This is a genomic window from Acinetobacter psychrotolerans (assembly GCF_048552595.1).
Classification (GTDB): domain Bacteria; phylum Pseudomonadota; class Gammaproteobacteria; order Pseudomonadales; family Moraxellaceae; genus Acinetobacter.
Genome location: NZ_JBIMDK010000057.1, coordinates 1 through 296 on the forward strand (window position 1 = coordinate 1; position 296 = coordinate 296).

Below are 296 nucleotides of genomic sequence, written 5' to 3' on the forward strand. Positions count from 1 at the left end.
GCGTACAGCAATGACGGAATTTTATGTAGAGCATTGGCAACAGTTACGTACTGTTGAAGGTGCTTCGCAACGTGTGCAAGAAGATACGATGCGTTTTGCAACCATTATGGAAGACTTAGGTGTAGAGTTTATTAAAGCCAGTTTAGTGTTAATTGCTTTTTTACCATTGTTATTTTCCTTGTCAGAAAAAGTTCCAATGTTACCTATTGTTGGTGAAGTCAAATATTCTTTGGTTTGGGCAGCCATTGGTTGGGCACTGTTTGGAACTTTTTTATTGATGGTCGTTGGTGTAAAGC

1 protein-coding gene is annotated in these 296 nt (G+C 38.9%); it reads left to right on the forward strand.

The annotated features are described in order from the left end of the window. On the forward strand, nucleotides 1-296 hold a 296-nt coding region (locus ACG94X_RS16840), incomplete at both ends, for an SbmA/BacA-like family transporter (RefSeq protein ID WP_419384804.1).